The sequence below is a fragment of the Nostoc sp. JL31 genome (genome assembly GCF_017114965.1).
Taxonomy (GTDB): domain Bacteria; phylum Cyanobacteriota; class Cyanobacteriia; order Cyanobacteriales; family Nostocaceae; genus Nostoc; species Nostoc punctiforme_A.
The window spans coordinates 26,732-43,832 of sequence record NZ_JABXKO010000096.1 but is presented as its reverse complement, the minus strand read 5'-3'; the positions used below and the strand labels follow the sequence as shown (position 1 = coordinate 43,832).

The window sequence follows — 17,101 nt, the reverse complement described above, 5'->3', positions numbered from 1 at the left end:
GTCCTTTGTCCTTTGTCATTTGTCCTTTGTCATTTGTCCTTTGTCATTTGTTCTTAACCAATGACCAATACAACTCTTGGAGAGGCTGCGCCAATGACTTCCTTCCCTACGGGACGCTACGCAAACGACTGCGCTCAGGGCAAGTAACAAATGACCAATGACAAATGACAAATGACAAATTATTTCCAATTATCCCAGTTTTCGTTAAAAATAGATGTATCTGGGAAGGCGGTAGGGTTGCCATTTTGTTGCAAAAGCCGTTTGAGTGCTTCTAGTTGTGGCTCTTGTTTAGGTAAATCATCAACTAGTTGGTAAGGTGCGATCGCATTTTTGAGTGCAAAATTAGCAACAGTGCCCGCAGCTGCGCCAGCTGACCATTCAAAGGAGTGTACCCGATAGGCAGCAGCGGCAATATGACTAGTCGCAATACTTTTGCCACCTACGAGCAAATTATCAATTTTCTGAGGAATCATTGCTCTCAAAGCAATTTGGAAGGGATAAGCTTGACCCGCACCGCGTCTTTCGCCTGGACGTTCTGTGTTACCAGGGGCTTCTGGGGGACTATTGACCATGCAAGGATGGAAATCTATGGCGTAGTGACCAATACCCACTGCATCGGGGAAAACGGTAGAACGAGTCCGTCGCATTGCTTTGTCTGGTGGAACTTTACCGTCAATTACTGATATTGCTTCTAAACCTGCAACTGCTGCTCGTAGCCGACGATACATATCTGCTGGCAGAGTCTTGGAGTAATACTCGTCATTATAATCTCGGCGGGAAATATCAATTTCCCAAATACCAAAACCTCCGGTTTGTCCCCAACTGGGGCGGCCAATAATCCGCCGCCCTTCTCGCATATAGGGATATTTTGATAAACCATGCATTGTCCCCATTGGTGAATTTAAACCAGAAACAAAGCGGTTATTAGTTTGCTGCTGCTTGACACCATCCCCTAGTTGAGAATCCGTAGTCCCAGCTACCAGCCAGTAATAGAAAGATAAGGCATTTTCCTCAGCCTTGCGGAGGGCTTCTGTCCGCAGTCCTCCCATCCAACCCCCTGGTTCTAACTGTCCAGTACCTTGTAACTGTTGACGAGTGTAAATTAGGTTATCCTGGGCTGTTCCGGGGCGGTAGTCGTTACCCCAAGTCCAGTTTTGCATGGAGATATCGCCTGGTGCAGCCGCAGTAAAACTTACACCGCCAAATTTTGCTGGTTTCCCTTTGTTTGGACTCCAAATGCGACGATAGCTAAAAACTAAATCAAAGTTAGCTAGTCGCTTCAATTCATAGCTGAAATATGGCGCGTATTGTGGATAAAATGCAGGCATTGTCTGCGGTTGCGGTTCCTTAGTGGCCTCCATTGCAAAGGTGTAGGTAAAGCCTTGGGGGCAATAGGGGTCATTATTAGCGCTAGAAGCAGAAGGTTCTAGGTAAGAACGGGCATCAATGCCTAATCGGTAAGGGACATCAGCAAGGGCGATAATTTCTCCAGTTTCGCTAGCGTCTACGACATACCATTTAGGAGCATCCTCTTTCACTACCTTGGGGATAAAACGAACAATAGTTTTAGTAAACCGAGATGAGTTTTCGTAGCGATAAGCATCTTCAATACTTTGAGATAACGTAAAAGTATTAAGAGGTGGTGCGCCTTTTGGTGGTTGATGTTGAATTGCGATGGCACTATTAATTATTTTGCCATCAGCAGCGATTTCCAAATCCTTAATTACCGTGTTGGGAAACCATTGCAACTTCCCTTTGCCCTGCTTTTCGGCATCTTTAAGCATCTGGGTCAAAATTGTGTGAGCATCGTGGGGAAGAAAACACGATTCACTTACCCAGCATTCACCGGGGTTAAGCTTACCATATTTCCGCCCAATGCGGTTTCGCAATTCTAGGTAGCCGCGAGAATAGAATTTCAAAGCTCGTTGAGTTGGGCGTTCATCTAATGCAGATGTCCCTTGAGCAGAAATTTGTCCTCCCAGCCAGTCAGTAATTTCTGTGAGACAAACTGTTCGCCCTGCTAGCAAGCCCTCGTAAGCTGTGGCTACTCCAGAAAGTCCACCACCCACAACTAAAATCTCGCAATTTACACTTTTGTCTGGGGTTCTCGGTGGTGCAGCGTTCGCCCGATCAAATGCGACTAAGCTAGAGATTAAATTAAGACCGATTAACGATGTTAAGCTAAAAGCTACTTTGTGTCTATGCTTCATAGTAAAAAAAAACCGCTCCAAATCCTGTGTCACCTTGTAGACGTTAGCATTTAGGAAATGTCTAACTCAAGTAATTTTTCAGGAGACAGAGGGGAAACCTACGGGCCATAGCGTATAGCCTAGATTGAAGCTTTTGATGGGAATCGCATACTCGATTAGGTGAAAGTCTTAAGATAATTAAGTGTGAGTAACTTGTTGAATTCCTCATTTGAGCCAAATCTTGAATATGAGCAGCATTCAGCTATTCAATTCTCAGAGTCTCGTTTAGTTTAAGCAGCCATTGATAACATGGCTCATCAATTGGAGCAATGTCCCTACGTCGCTGTGCTAAAGATTCTGTATAAGCTATGAGCCAAGTAGAAGCAAGTTCTTGCTCGGTTGCAGCCTCATCCGCCAATGTCCGAGCAAACTGTAGCTCTACCCATTCTTTAAAAGTAACTATTTCAAGGGATATCCCAAATATTTCTTCAATTTCATTACATCTAGGTATCAGTTCATCAATTCGTTCAGTTTCAAGACTTGTAACGAAACCAGCTTTTCTAACGCTGGGATGTACTTCGAGTTTTTCTGATAATTCCTCAATTTCATCTCGCAAGTATGACTTACCATACTTGGCATCCCAAGCTTCCACAATTTGCCTATCCTCTAAAAGTTCAATATCACCAACATTGCCATGCTTTTTATTGGCTGAACGCATTTGTGAAAGTGGTTTTAGCAAACTGCCGTGAAAAATTTGGTGTTCTTGCATAGCCTGCATTAAGCTATGCATGGCTATCTCCATTAAACGAGCTGCATAATCAGATTGATTAATGTGACGCAGTATGACACTTAATGAAATGCCTTTATCAACAACTGTTGCTCCGAGAAATAAGGTCAGATTCTCAATAGTTTGTAAAGCTAATCTTCTAAAGTTATCTGCTTGATTGAGTAGTTGCGAAAGAAGATAGCGCAGTGCGACTTCAGAAACTACTTCGTCTTTCTCAATTACCTCAACAAGACTTACCCACTCAGAACGTGCGCCTCTCATGTTGGCTTTATATACAAATGAATACGGGTAATTTTCTGCTAAACTGCGTGTCATCATGAAACCATCCGCATTCAATCTTAGAAGTTCATATTTTCGTAACACAGGTGTAATGTATTGCTTATCAAGAGAACGCATAGAGATACCATCACACCAAGAAAAGTCTCTTATAGCCGTACTCCCTTTGTGTAGCCTAATACTCTGCTCTGGCTCAATTGCCTTAACGCACAACTGTAGAATTGATAAACCCACTAATGCTCTACCAACTTCGCTAGTCACTGACTGTACAAGTCTATCTAAAAGATGTTTATGTGGTTGGTTCAAGGTCAAGAAATCAAGATTCGATGAATAATCTCTACAAAATAAAATTTGTCTTTCCAAGTAACCTGTAGATAGTTCTACTGCTATTTTCTTGTACCGTATCTTTGCAGCTTGACTCATTCCTCCTTCTTGAAAGTATTGGATTGTTCCATCAGGTAAAACCAACTCACTTCTGTTTGTATAGACTCTCAGGTGTATCTCATTCATGATCTGTTTATAGACTTTTGCGAAGTTGCACGCTTTTAGGGTTTAATGTAGGAAAGGCGTAAGGAATCAAATACTCATTTTTAGGAATTTGTGGATTTGTGTTGTGATTTCTAACTTCGTAGCCCATAGATCGCATAGACTGAAGATAGGAGAAGACATCCTCTGCTTTTACACCCCATCGGTCTGCAAGCTCTGTAGCTGAAAGTTGAGTAGCAGTACCAATACACCTCGTCACACATTGGATTACACGCCAAAGTGGTTTAACTTTCAACTGAGGATGAAAAGTTATTATTCCACTAATTCGGGCATTATATTGATAATATCCAGATAACTGAACTAAATCCGCTTTTCCTGTAGCTTCAGTTAACTTTTCTTCAAAAGCTTTCCAAAGAGATGTATATAACTGTGTATCAAGAGTTTTAGCACAAAGTTTAACTGAACACGTTCCCAGAACCCATTCATCATGACCGCAAGACGGATTAATATCTATCACGAATTGATCTTCTTCTTCGCATTTATCATTAATACCTGCTGTGAACAGCCAGCATGAATCATTCAAATCGTAGGATATATAAATTTTTACACCTTCATAAGTTTCTTCTGTTGTCCAAGAAAAATCAGCAGATAAAAATCTGATCATTTGTCCTTTGTCTTCATATTTAAAACGAGGGATAGATAAAATTTTTCCTGTTTTATGCAAATCTATAATTGCAGATTTAGCCTTTTGAGAATAAATTTCGGTTAACTTTCTTTTACGCTGGCGAAAGCCTAGTTTTTTATTTTCAGGTAAGTAAGTTATAGGTAAAGGTAATTTAAATTTAATTACTTGTTCTAGAATACTAAGAGCCAATATCCGGCCAAGTTGAGGAGGCACTGAATTTCCAATTTGTTCAATAGAAACTTGCCTATTTCCAATAAGTTCATATTCATCAGGAATAGTCTGTAATCTCTTTAGCTCTGCAATAGAAAACTTACGATTTTCCCAACTGAAAGGCCCCGTGTATTGTCCTCCTTTTGCTTTAATTGTTCGTACTGGATTTTTTGGATCTGCTTTGTACAGAAAATCTGAGAACTTTGATCTCCAGCTAAATATTGGGTTAGGATAACCCATCTCTTTTGTATAAAAACTATAGTTGAGTCCAGGTGGAATATGTTCGAGTAGATGTCCAAAACGTCCGCCTATACCTGTTTCCATTTCTGAAATATCAGCGCCTTCTACAGCTTCTCTTGCTGAATAATAAGAATTTTGATTCAGAGAATCTGGGCCATGAGTAGGATAGGGAAATAAATATTCGCCTTCTTTTAATCCAACAATAAATAAACGTTCTCGATGTTGCGGTACTCCATAATCAGCGGCATCAAGAATCCGAAAATAAATATTATAGCCAACTTCTCTAAAAGCTTTTTGAATTTCTTGCCAAGCTTTTCCTCCATTGGCACCAGTTATTCCATATACATTTTCAAATAAGAATCCTTTCGGCTTAAGTATATTGAGAATACGAACATATTCTTGAAATAGTGTACCTCTAGCATCAGTTGTTCCAGAGACTCCAGCAGCTCTACGTCCGGCAGCAGAAAAAGTTTGACAAGGGGGGCCGCCAATAATAAAGTCTATTGTCAAATGAGATTCAGGTAAATAATCTTTAATATCAATGCAGACAGCTTCAGACCCTTCTAGCCATTTCTCTGGTAAAGAATTCCTTTGTAAAGTCTGAACATATTTAGCTTCAAGCTCTACCATTTGAATGATTTCAAAGCCAGCATCATGAAATGCAATGTCTAATCCACCACCACCAGAAAATAAGCTGAGTGTTTTAATGGGAGTAAGCCCCTGTTGCATCAGCCATTGGCGGAGAGATTTACCAAAATTGTCAGTCCATGCTGGTTCTTGGCTGACTCTAAGAATGGCTAAAATATCTTGAAACCAAGTTGTATTAATTGGCTCGGAGCTAGACAAATCGAAAGAAAGAGACAACTGTCGCATTATGTGACCTAAATATAACGCTTGTCGGTTGTGTAAAATACACTTTGGTAAAGGAAATGGACTAGGGGATTAAGGATTAGAGTAGTGTATTCTATCCCTCTGAAAACCGCTATCTATATATAATAAAATCCCCCCTTCCTACACTCCCTAAAAAGAGAGAATCGGGTTAGAGGGGATAACTCAGCGTAATATTAGCTTTCGGAAGTTTCCTGAGAGAACTTCTTATGAATAGTTCTTGGGGATTCCCCATCAGCAGCTACCGTGATGAGATAGTCCATTAAACCATCTGAAAAGGGAAGACGTAGGTGGAAAGTACCATCGGGTTTAATTTTGATAGCATGTCCACCAATGTTTACGTTTGTATTTGGTTGAGTTGCTCCGTGAATAATTAACTCAGCATCAGCCACAAACCAGAAATCTCCGTAGGGACGACTGAATACCCGAACATTAGCAGAACGGGCTACAAGTAACCAACGATCGCCATCAGCAATATAGCCAATTTCAACCATGTAATCGCGATCGCTTACGGGAATTGCCACAAAGCGATCGCGTGCTACTTCTTCAGATTCATACTGCTGGATAAGTTGGGGACTTTGATAACTCAAGTCAATGCCGGTAACATCATAAAGCCGCACTACTAATTGGGAACCGCCCTGTTGATGCAGTGCTTCAGATTGAGCTTTGGAAATGTACCAAGAGACATAAGCCCATTTGGGAGTGCGGGGTGTGAGGACAATACTGCTCTCTTCTGGGGCAGTTTCTTCTTCTACATCTGCCAAGCCAATAGCGGTTTCGCTTACTGATGCTACATTTTCAACGACGGGATCTTTTGTCGTCGAATCTGTAGGCACTGGACTAAAGACACGAACGATCGCAGAACGGGCAATGAATAACCAGTGTAGTTTACCGCCGTAGGCATCGCCATCAGCGACATAGCCAATTTCAGCTATGTAGTCGCGATCGCTGATGGGAATTTCCACAAAGCGATCGTGTGCTGTCTCTTCACATTCATACTGCTGGACAAACTGAGGATTTTGATAACTCAAATCTATTCCAGTCACATCATACAGCCGCACTACCAATTGAGAGCCGCCCTGTTGTTGCAGTGCTGTTTTCTTAGCTTCGGAAATCTCCCAAGAGACTTCAGCCCATTGGAAAGTGCGGGGTGTGAGGACAATACTGCTCTCATCTTGGACATCTACCAAATCAACAGCTGTTTTATCCGCGATTACCACGTCATCAACTACGGGATCTGGATTCACAGGACTGGAGACATGAACGATTGCAGAACGGGCAATGGATAACCAGCGTTGTTTACCGCCGTAGGCATCGCCATCAGCGAGATAGCCAATTTCAGCCATGTAGTCGCGATCGCCCTGGGGAATGTCCACCAATCCTTCGTTTTCTGTTTCCTCAGATTCATACAGCTTTACAAGCTGCGGAGTTTGCTCGCTCAAGTTAATGCCAGTCACATCATACAGCCGCACCATCAATTGAGAGCCACCTTGTTGCCGCAGTGCTGCTTTCTTGGCTTCGGAAATATCCCAAGAGACATGAGCCGATGTATCAGTATCTGGTGTAAGGACAATACTGCTTTCTTCTTGAGTATCTACCAAACCAATAGCTGTTTCGGCTGCAATCGCCACATCATCAACTATGGGATCTGGATTCACAGGACTGAAGACACGAATAATTGCAGAACGGGCAATGAATAACCAGTGTTCGCCATAAGCGATATAGCCAATTTCAGCGATGTAGTCGCGATCGATGAGGGGAATTTCGACAAAGCGATCGTGTGCTGTCTCTGCACATTCGTACTGCTTGACCAGCTGCGGAGTTTGATAACTCAAATCAATGCCAGTCACATCATATAGCCGCACTACCAATTGAGTACCGCCTTGTTGCCACAGTTCTGCTTTCTTGGCTGGGGAAATATCCCAAGAGACATGAGCCGATGTATAAGTATGTGGTGTGAGGACAATACTGCTTTCTTCTTGAGTATCTATTAAACCACTAGCTGTTTCGGCTGCCATCGTCTCATTTGGAGTATCCGATCCGAAAGTGCTAGCCCAAGCGCCAACTCCCGCGCCTGTTGCTAAAGCTGCGGCTGCGGCCAAATCTGTAGAGTTAGCTTCAGCAACACCTTCCCCAACAGTCGGCTCGGCGGGAAGTTCTTCCTCTGGCAAAGTTAAAGTGGGTTCGGCTGCGTCCGCCACCACATTCAATGCATCTTTACTCCATAAATCTTCTGGGAATTCCGGTAAATCGAGCAGTGAGGATGTATCTGTCGCTGATGCTTCCTCTTCGGCTGTCACTCCGTCAGATTCCGCTAAGGGCAATTCATCTACTGAGGCTGTATCTTCAGTTGAGGTGATACTCTCCAGCCAGTTCAATTCTGCCTGAAGTTCCTCATCTGCCTCATCTTCACTAATTGCTGTGTCCCAATATCCAAAATCAGATGTGACTTGTGGCACATTTGGTAATTCTGGGAGTGGGGCTGTTGCCTCAGATGAAGGCAGTTCTACATCAGACACTTCTTCTGGAATATTACCTGGGTAAGGATATGAAGTATTTACTACAGCCGCCGGGGCTTCTATATCCCACGCCACTTCATCAGAATCAGGAGTGTTTGTCTCCATATAATTATTTAGCCCAACTGTCTCATCAGTTGCGTTTGGTTCTGTTTCTTTATTGCTAAAGGTAGACCAGGTAGCCGTCCCGATGCCTGTTGCTATAGCCGCACCACCTAAAGCTGCGGCTCCGAAGTTGTTATTTTCCGAGCCATTAGCTACGCCTGATGTCGCGCCTTCATAGAGGTTAGAAGTACCATTACTTGTCTCTTGTACTAAATTTGCTGTCCCCTGAGTAGCATTTTCGTTCAGATCGGATTGTGTTTGAGCGTAGATGTTGAAAGGAGTGCGATCGGGGGTTTCTTGCTCTTGGAAATGCGGTACTGCCTGTTCTTCTAACGTCGCTCCATTCAGGGAGGAAGTTGTGCTGGCATCGAGCGCCGCCGTTGCTCCATTGGGTGGATGAGGATTTGATTCTGGTAAATTGTCTGTTTCCTCGGTGGGCAATGGGCGTTTTTTCACAATCCACCATAGTATAGAGCCACCTACAGCCATAAAAAAGACAGGTAGCAGCAACCACAATGGTGTTTCTTTATTTACAATTGGAGCGCTTTGTGCAGCAGGAGCAGCCACAAAGGGCTGTTCGCCAAATGCAGAACTAGTAGCACTAGGGGAAGGCGTAGGCGCTGGTGTAGTTTCCACACCGGAGGAAGTCGCAACAGCAGGTTGTAATAGGCTGGCTGCGATCGCCTCAGCTTCGGCAGTTCTACCTTTTTCTATCGCCTGCTGTCCTGCGGGTGCTAGGGTAAAGCCAAGAAAATCTACTGTGGTTAAACTCTGATCTTTTTTGTAAACGTAAACTAAAGGTTGTGAGAAAGGATATCTCGCATCATCTGGCAAGGCTTGATGTAATTGCAGAACTCGCACACCTTTCAACTTCGACACCTGATTAGCTAACACATAACTGATGCCGTCTTTGCCCAGTTGTTTGATGATTTCTGCGGTATTATCCTCACTTACTTGGGTAGCATTAGCCCCTGTAGCAAATTCAGCATTTTTGAAGGCTGGATAAGTACGAAAAGTATTGCGAGTTTCACTCGTGTTCGGGTGATCAATTAACCGAATCTTCCCTGAAGGCGCTCCCAGTTGTGACCAATTTGTAATTTGCCCCCGAAAAATCCGGGCGAATTGCCTACTAGTCAAGCTTCCTTTAAAAGGATTGTCTGCACCAACCACGATCGCAATCTTCTCACGTTGCAAACGAACTTGTTCTAGTCCTTGAGCTTTTTCGGCTGGCGTCAATCCGCGCCCCATTGCCACTATATCGATTTTGCCATCTAGCAAATCTTTCAGCGCTGTCTCAGTGCCGTTAGCAGCAACTTCAACCTTTTTACCGACAAACTGTTTTTCAAAACTTTCTTTCAGGCTTTGATTGATTGCACTCAAGCTACTAGAACCGTCAATCCGTACTATCGGTTCATTCTGCACTGTTTGTGGCAATGGCGAAGAGGTAGCTTCAGGTGTAGATTGTGCCAGCATCGGTGCTGATACCACCAGAGATGCTGCCATCGGGGTTGTAGCTAAGGCAACCCATAATACCAGTCTGACTATCGAAGTATCTTTTTTTTCTTGTTGCCACATAAGCCTCTTAATTAAAGTAAAAAATAGAAAGCCTGCCAGTCCTAAATCGCGATCTTTATAAAGATAATGGAGGAGACGGGCTAATTATACATCTGAGTTATCTTTAGTTCTAATTGCTTCAAAGCACTTATGCTGATTTATACTTCGCTGTAGCTTGGATAGCATGATAATTTATACTCTAATTGCCAAAGTCTGTTGTACTATAAATTTTTCTAAGTTATATTGCAACTTATACCAAGTTGGTGGTTTATGGCCACAATTATGAATTATTGAATTACTAAAATTGGTAAAGTGTAGCAAATTCAATATTATTTAACAATATTATTTTCAGTAGTGCTGAGTTATGAGTGCTGAGTTTTGAGTGGTGAGTAAAAATCCCATGAAACTGTCTTAAGTAAATACTTATTGTTCAGCACTTATTTGAGATAACAATGACAATCTGGCTTATCTATCAGTGACTCAACCAAAGCATTTAAGGCAGTCGCAGCTAATGCGCCACCTCCCAAAGTCCCTTCAACTGTAATAAAAGGTATCCCTTGTTGCATCAGTTGTCGCTTGGCTGCGGGAGCATGACTAAAGCCAATGGGCATTCCAATTACTAATGCAGGCTGAATTTTCTGGTTGGCAATCGCCTCACAAACTTCTACAAGTACTGAGGGAGCATAACCAACTACCAACACACAACCCCTACTTACTTGCGGCAATTTTTCTCGCCATTCTCGATGTTGCCAAAAAGCAACTTCGGCTTCAGTGGCGGTGGTAATATGGGGATTATCAATTAAGGTTTCAGTGCGGCATCCCAAGTGAAGTAATCGGGTTTGATCCAAAGCAGCCGCAACGGTTTGGGTATCGACAACAATTTCACAGCCTGAAGATAAAGCTTCTCGACTAGCTGCGATCGCATCTCGACTCAATTTGATAAAAGATACTAAACTGACATCGCCACAAGCCAAAACCAACTGAGAAATTAAATGCTGTTCAATTTCCGAACGGTGAGATAAATCAGGTAGTAAGCGTTGTAGCGATTCGGTAAAAGCTTCCGAGTGGGTATGAATTTCGGCATCCAAGCCACTCCAGAGATTTTCCAATCCTCCCAATCCCGCTTGAGTTTCAACATCGAGTAACTTCAGTTGCGCCAAAACTTCCGCCTGGATAATTTGACAATGGCGATCGCGCCCCAATAATCCTTCTAATGCTGATGCAGTTTGCCGCAGTTGGGAGATTTGCTGCATCACCGCCCGATATTGCTGCTGGAGTTGTCCCATGAGGTTAACCGTTGTATCGGCTTCTGGTTCCACTTCCAAAATATTGCGGATATGGTTTAGCTGAAACCCTTGTTGCTTAAGCGCGACAATCCGTTGTAACCGGAGAACATCTTTTTGGGTGTAGAGACGATAATTGCTAGGCGATCGCACTGGTTGCGGTAACAGTCCCAATTGATGGTAATGGCGCACCATCCGCGGAGTCAAACCGCCGCCAACTGCATCAGTGAGTTCTTTAATAGTTAAGCAACCAGCGTTCATAATTTACTCCAATAACGGCAAAATTCTTTGTAATTCTCCACAAGCCGCCTGAAGAGATGGCGGTGCATTTTCATCCAAACCTTGATAACACCGATTTACCAAGTTTTCTACATCTGGCTTGCAAACTGACTCATTGTTGAGAAATTTTGAATATTCTGTTTCTTCATCAACAGTTTCACCTTGTAAATAATGTATCCAAGTTTCTATATTTCTTTTGGGGATAAATATTGCGATCGCTTCTTTAGGCTGGCGAATCTGCTGTAAATCTTCTATCAGTGCATCATCTAATTGCTTCAGCCTTTCCTCTAGCGTTTTTTTATCCGCATCAATCAAAACGATAAGCATTCCTGAAAGATAGTTTTTGCTACGATATGCTTTTACTTCTGCGGGATAATGCTTTCTGACGAACTGTTCTCCTGCACCTTTTGGGCAGATTTCAATTCTGAGATTTCTATCTAAAATAAAACCTCGCTTTTTCAGAAAATACCGAGCAAAAACTTCTTGTTGCTTATCCTCACACAGAATTACAATTTGTACTCTACGCTGGCTCATATAGCCATCCTCGCGCAATCAGTTCTGAAATGGGTAATCCAGTATTTTCAGCAACTTCATTACTAATTTTTTTCACCCGCACAGGAGCATTGCTCTGACGCTCAAACCAATAACCTATGGGTGATGCTAAAAGATAATTAATTAGTTCAGGATGATGGGAAATTAGCAAAGCCTGAATTTTTTTCTCACTGCAAAGATCATAAAGCTGAACAAGCCAAGGCTGAATTTCTGGAAGTGCTAAAAAGTTCTCTGGCTCATCAATACACAACGTGTAATCTTCAGACTGAGTGCAATATATTAATGTATACAGAGCAATTAATACTTTTTGTCCATCAGAGAGTTCATTAAAGTAATAGTCAATAATATTTGCACGATTTTCAATAGATGCAAATCGTAATTTTAAAGTTGTATAGCCTACGCCAAACTGGTCAAATTTAAAACTAATAAAACCCTCTAAAATATTTTTTAAAACATTTATTAGTTCAGCTACCTTGCCCTGATCATGGGAAATATAACGATACCAAGAAATAAAATTTTCCAATTTAGGACTCAATTGTACTTCTTCTTTTTCACTCCCATTAATTATCATACTAGGAATAATTTGTACAATAATAAATCGCTCCATTCGCTGTTTGAACCAGGTCAGCTTTGTGATATCATTATTTGCCAGAAATAAAGGTAGTATGGACTGAGACCAATTAAAAGGAGGATATTTCGTCGGACTGATTAAATGATTGTCATAAAAAATTTGAACTTCGCCCATCTCGAACTTTAATAAAGGTTGGTTATCATACCACAAACGCTCATATTGTACCTGGCTATTTTCTCGATTGTGTTCAATAGCAAGTTCATATTTATAGTTGCCATCATTTCCGTCAATTTCTATTTCAAAACGCTGAATTGGTAAAGTTTGCCAGCGAGTGCAGTCAAAAAATGGGAAAATTACTTCTACCTTAGCGACGCCACTTATAAAAAGTTGAATTCTCCGCAAGGCTTCAAAAACAGTTGATTTACCTGAACCATTACCACCAAGAAAAAGGTTAATTGAGTCAAAGTTCATCTCAAAATTTACCAAGCCGCGAAAGTTATCAATATATATTCGCTTTAGCATAGATTTTTTCCTACTAGTGCAATTTTAAAGCTAACAGTTAAATCGTCCCATTTACCTACATCCCGCTTTTGAAAAACACTCCCAGAACCCAGATAAAAATTTAACTCTGCGTACCTTTGCGCTTCCCTCAGCGCCCCTCTGCGTTTCAAAATCATTATAAATCCTTGACATTAACATTAACGTCAAGGTTTAGCTTGAAAGTGTCCCTGTTAATTCACCTCTCATGCTTTACCCCCAACGTTTGAGCCAATTCACCAGAGAACACGCAGATACCGTAGCCGCCCTTTTGTGTGGATTCCTATTATTTCTCGGATGGTTCGCCTTGCATCTTGGCGCTTTGGGATTTGCATTCCTGCTACTACCCGCTGCTTATATAATTGGCGGTTATGAAAGTGCGCGAGAAGGATTGACTACCCTCTTCAAAGAAAAAGAACTCGATGTAGATTTGCTGATGATTGTCGCCGCCATTGGTGCTGCTAGCCTCGGCTTATGGCGAAGAGAATATCATTTAATTATTGATGGGGCAATTTTGATTCTAATTTTTGCCATCAGTGGCGCATTAGAAGGCTATGCAATGCAGCGAACTGAGCGGAGCATCCGCAGTTTGATGAGTTTGACACCCGATACAGCAAGGATTTTACTTCAAGGAAGGGAAGAGGAAATTCCTATCAGTCAGCTAAAAGTGGGCGATCAAATTGTCGTCAAACCTGGAGAGCTAATTCCTACTGATGGGATAATTTTATCTGGTTACAGCACCCTCAATCAAGCTGCAATTACAGGCGAGTCTTTACCTGTAGAGAAAACTGTGGGCGAAGAAGTATTTGCCGGTACACTCAATGGCTATGGTGCATTGCAGATTAAAGTACACAAACCAGCCCAAAGCAGTTTGATTCAGCGTGTGATTCGTTTGGTAGAACAAGCGCAGACAGAAGCACCACCTTCCCAAGAGTTTATCGATCGCTTTGAGAAAGGATATGCCAAAGTCATTGTAGTCGCTGGGATATTGCTGGCAACTTTACCGCCATTTCTTTGGGGTTGGGATTGGGAAACAACTATTTACCGCGCTCTTACTTTCCTTGTAGTGGCTTCTCCCTGTGCATTGATGGCTGCAATTATGCCCACCCTGCTTTCAGGAATCGCCAATGGTGCAAGACAGGGGATTTTGTTTAAAAATGGGGCGCAGTTGCAGAAGATTGGCAAAGTCCGAGCGATCGCATTTGATAAAACTGGTACTCTCACAACAGGACAGGTGCAGGTATTTCAGGTGGTTTCAGTTAGTGAATACACTAATAATGATGTATTAAAAGCCGCTGCCAGTGTAGAATCATCTTCCGAACATCCCATCGGTAAGGCAATTGTGCAAGCGGCTGGCGATTTAGATTGGGTTGCTGCCATCCAAGTACAAGCTATACCAGGACAGGGAATTGTCGGAATTGCTCAAGAACAACAGGTAATTGTCGGAAATGCCATTTTTTTACAACAGTATGTCACAAATTTACCTGAACAATTGCAAGAAATGGTTAAATCTTGGGAACAAGAAGGTAAAACTGTGGTTTGGGTAGCACAGGAAGGAGGGGCAGCAGGGGAGCAGGGGAGCAGAAGGGGAGAGGTGATGGGTGTAATTGCGATCGCAGATCAGGTGAGAGTCGAAGCAGCCGCAACCATCAGCCGATTAAAGAAACTGGGAGTTGAACAAATTGTCATGTTAACCGGGGATAATCAGGAAACTGCTCGCAGTGTCGCCAAAGCAGTTGGAATCGATCGGGTATATGCCCAACTTCTACCAGAAGATAAGCTGAATGTTATCCGCGGTTTACAGCAACAATATCAAACTGTAGCAATGGTAGGCGACGGAATTAATGATGCACCAGCTTTAGCGCAAGCATCCGTGGGTATAGCTATGGGAGTATCTGGTAGCGATGTGGCATTAGAAACCGCAGATATCGTACTGATGGCAGACAGGTTAGAAAAAATTGCTGTAGCGATGGATTTGGGAAGGCGATCGCAAGCCATAGTAAAACAAAATATAGTTGTAGCGTTGGGTTTCATTATGTTGCTTTTAGTCGGCAACTTTCTAGGAAATATTAACCTACCCATCGGCGTCATTGGTCATGAAGGTTCCACAGTGTTAGTTACCCTCAGTGGACTAAGATTATTGAAATAAGATAGCACGCCAGATGAGCAACAAAACCCAGATGTAGAGACGCGATTTATCGCGTCTTAAAAGACCAGAAATAACCGAAATCACTGAAATTGATGAATTAGAAACTTTCGTTGTGTTAAAAAAAACAAAATTTGAGTATGAAATGTAGCCAATACTCAATTCACATTACACGTAAATTATTATTTTGACTTCTTAACTCTTAACTCCTAACTCCTAACTATTAACTCTTGCTCATGCAAACCGATCCAAAACCAGGAACACTTTACGTTGTCGGCACACCAATTGGCAACCTAGAAGATATCACCTTTCGAGCAGTGCGAATTTTGCAAACTGTGGATATCATTGCTGCGGAAGACACGCGTCATACTGGGAAACTGCTACAACATTTTCAAGTTAAAACACCCCAGGTGAGTTACCACGAACACAATCGTACTAGCCGTATTCCAGAATTATTAGAGCATTTAGTTAATAATAAAGCGATCGCTCTGGTGAGTGATGCTGGGATGCCAGGTATTTCCGATCCTGGATATGAACTGGTGAAAGCCTGTATTGAAGCGGGAATTCCAGTAGTTCCGATTCCTGGCGCTAGTGCAGCAATTACCGCTTTGAGTGCAGCAGGATTACCAACGGATCGATTTGTCTTTGAAGGCTTTCTCCCGGCGAAAACCCAACAGAGGCAAGAACATTTAGAATCTCTGCAAACAGAATCTCGCACCTTGATTTTCTATGAATCGCCGCACCGTTTACGAGATACTTTGCAAGACTTAGCTCTTGTTTGGGGAAGCGATCGCCAAATTGTGCTAGGACGGGAGTTAACTAAATTGTATGAGGAATTTTGGCGGGGGACAATTGCCGAAGCGATCGCTTACTACACTCAACGAGAACCCCAAGGTGAATATACATTAGTAGTGGCAGGAATTCCAGCCAGTCAGCCCCAACTGACAGAAGAAGAATTAAAAGCCGAATTGAAACAGTTAATTAGTCAAGGAATATCGCGATCGCAAGCTAGCCGTCAGTTAGCAAAATTTACTTCCATTCCCCGTCGCCAACTCTATCAACTAGCTCTTTCTATAGTCTCCAGTCCTGAGCCTTGAACGGCTGATATCGCTTTTTTTTAAATCAAAAATCTAAATGTGAAATGTATATATTTCTTTATTATTTCTTCCTTTTCTGTCCTTCTCTGCGAGATACTATACTTACCCATACAGGGAAGTAAGCTACACGTCGTGTCTCATATAGAATGCGGTTAGCTTCCTTATGTACATCTTGTATGATGTCAAATAGGACTGATATCTAAATACTTGAATGTACAGAATGTGACTAATTTCTATATTCATCCTCAAAGATGACGTAGCGAATATTAAAATGATATCTAAAGATTTTTGATATTAGTTCTCTAGATAGATCAGAAATTCTGGAGGCAAACTTTAATATGAAATTAGTCAAATGCAAACAAAGCAGATTTTCAGTGAAGGAGAAATTCAATGACTAATATTATTGCTTGGTTGGTTTTGGGTTTAATCGCAGGTGCGTTAGCTAAGTTATTTTATCCTGGAACCCAAGGTGGCGGTATTATCTCTACCATTATATTAGGAATCCTGGGAGCCGTATTAGGTGGCTATTTGGGTCAAGTATTGCTAGGAAGTAGTTCGGCAGCAGCTGCATCCGTAGGAGCTTTATCTCTGGGAAGCATTTTATTTGCTGTTATTGGTGCCATGATACTAATTTTCCTTTGGGGTTTACTGACTCGTCGAGCTGTGTAATTACCTCAACTTGAGGTAAAAACTTTGGGAA

10 protein-coding genes are annotated in these 17,101 nt (G+C 42.2%); 3 read left to right on the top strand and 7 right to left on the bottom strand.

What is annotated here, in order from left to right; genetic code table 11:
- Nucleotides 1-179: 179 nt before the first annotated feature.
- The 7 genes from HWQ43_RS22465 to HWQ43_RS22435 form a co-directional block, all read right to left on the bottom strand.
- Nucleotides 180-2,210, bottom strand: coding sequence for an FAD-dependent oxidoreductase (locus HWQ43_RS22465; protein ID WP_292738202.1), 2,031 nt, complete (start codon nucleotides 2,208-2,210; stop codon nucleotides 180-182).
- Between the two features lie 241 nt (nucleotides 2,211-2,451).
- Nucleotides 2,452-3,762 carry a hypothetical protein gene (locus tag HWQ43_RS22460; RefSeq protein WP_292738201.1) on the bottom strand — a complete coding sequence of 437 codons (1,311 nt, stop codon included), beginning with the start codon at nucleotides 3,760-3,762 and terminating at the stop codon, nucleotides 2,452-2,454.
- 7 nt (nucleotides 3,763-3,769) lie between these two features.
- Complete coding sequence (locus tag HWQ43_RS22455; RefSeq protein WP_292738200.1) at nucleotides 3,770-5,746, bottom strand: DNA cytosine methyltransferase; 1,977 nt, start codon at nucleotides 5,744-5,746, stop codon at nucleotides 3,770-3,772.
- A gap of 191 nt (nucleotides 5,747-5,937) precedes the next feature.
- Complete coding sequence (locus HWQ43_RS22450; RefSeq protein ID WP_292738199.1) at nucleotides 5,938-9,957, bottom strand: DUF4912 domain-containing protein; 4,020 nt, start codon at nucleotides 9,955-9,957, stop codon at nucleotides 5,938-5,940.
- Nucleotides 9,958-10,373: 416 nt separating this feature from the next.
- Nucleotides 10,374-11,480 (bottom strand): precorrin-8X methylmutase, encoded by a 1,107-nt coding sequence (locus tag HWQ43_RS22445; protein ID WP_292738198.1) that lies wholly within the window; start codon nucleotides 11,478-11,480, stop codon nucleotides 10,374-10,376.
- 3 nt (nucleotides 11,481-11,483) lie between these two features.
- Nucleotides 11,484-12,032, bottom strand: a complete 549-nt coding sequence (locus HWQ43_RS22440) for a hypothetical protein (RefSeq protein ID WP_292738197.1) — start codon at nucleotides 12,030-12,032, stop codon at nucleotides 11,484-11,486.
- Complete coding sequence (locus tag HWQ43_RS22435; protein ID WP_292738196.1) at nucleotides 12,019-13,143, bottom strand: AAA family ATPase; 1,125 nt, start codon at nucleotides 13,141-13,143, stop codon at nucleotides 12,019-12,021. Before HWQ43_RS22435 ends, HWQ43_RS22440 begins: the two co-directional genes overlap by 14 nt.
- A gap of 223 nt (nucleotides 13,144-13,366) precedes the next feature.
- Here HWQ43_RS22435 and HWQ43_RS22430 point away from each other — a divergent pair, with 223 nt between their 5' ends.
- The 3 genes from HWQ43_RS22430 (at nucleotide 13,367) to HWQ43_RS22420 (ending at nucleotide 17,070) form a co-directional block, all read left to right on the top strand.
- Entirely contained in the window at nucleotides 13,367-15,307 is a 1,941-nt protein-coding gene (locus tag HWQ43_RS22430; protein WP_292738195.1) for a heavy metal translocating P-type ATPase, read from the top strand.
- 233 nt (nucleotides 15,308-15,540) lie between these two features.
- Entirely contained in the window at nucleotides 15,541-16,401 is an 861-nt protein-coding gene (gene rsmI / locus HWQ43_RS22425) for a 16S rRNA (cytidine(1402)-2'-O)-methyltransferase (protein ID WP_292738194.1), read from the top strand.
- A gap of 390 nt (nucleotides 16,402-16,791) precedes the next feature.
- On the top strand, nucleotides 16,792-17,070 hold the full coding sequence (locus HWQ43_RS22420; RefSeq protein WP_292738193.1) for a GlsB/YeaQ/YmgE family stress response membrane protein: 279 nt from the start codon (nucleotides 16,792-16,794) through the stop codon (nucleotides 17,068-17,070).
- The last annotated feature ends 31 nt before the right edge of the window (nucleotides 17,071-17,101 follow it).